At 30.7% G+C, this 618-nt stretch carries 2 protein-coding genes; one reads left to right on the top strand and one right to left on the bottom strand.

Annotated elements, in window-relative coordinates:
• The coding region (locus tag L4C32_RS20790) for a hypothetical protein (protein ID WP_428198784.1) at positions 1 to 196 on the bottom strand (196 nt) is incomplete at its 3' end.
• Position 197: 1 nt separating this feature from the next.
• Here L4C32_RS20790 and L4C32_RS20785 point away from each other — a divergent pair.
• On the top strand, positions 198 to 618 hold a 421-nt coding region (locus L4C32_RS20785; protein WP_428198783.1), incomplete at its 3' end, for a hypothetical protein.

The raw sequence follows: 618 nt of genomic DNA, 5'->3' as shown, positions 1-618 counted from the left end.
GTATATTCACTCCAATAAGTGCTAGCATATACTTTATATCATCAATAATTATAATTCGAAGCAATACAAACATAGCTATGTTAATTAAGATATCAACTTTCCCGTTATTAATATGTATAGTTGCATTACTTTCCAGTGTTTTCTCTTTCGAGATGAAGTTGTCCTTGAGTCGTTCTATTGCTTTATTTGGATGCATGGTGTTTTCTTTATCATTGGTTATACATAAAAATAAGCACGACTCTATTGATATCATGATATTAGCACTATTCTGGTCATTACTAATTAGTTTTTTTGTTTCAATATTACTTCCATCCATCGGTATTGATGATGGCTCAAATGACCCTGACCATTTAGGGTTATGGCAAGGTATATTTGGCTTTAAAAATATTTTAGGTAGAGTATCTGCTTTCTTTATCATCTTATTGCTATTTCAAAAAATAAGAGGGGTAAATTATAAATATTTCATTTGGATAATTCCCGTTATCCTACTTGTAATGTCAAAATCAACAACACCATTCCTATCATTAATTGCAGCCATCGGCTTCATAGCCTATGTTTATTTAACCAAAAAAATCAGTACTGCTGCCAAGATTATATTTATCCCTATTGCTTCTACTT

It is taken from the genome of Aliivibrio kagoshimensis, assembly GCF_050337105.1.
GTDB lineage: Bacteria > Pseudomonadota > Gammaproteobacteria > Enterobacterales > Vibrionaceae > Aliivibrio_A > Aliivibrio_A kagoshimensis.
Note: the sequence above shows the minus strand (reverse complement) of the source record. Positions and strands in the feature narration are given on the sequence as shown.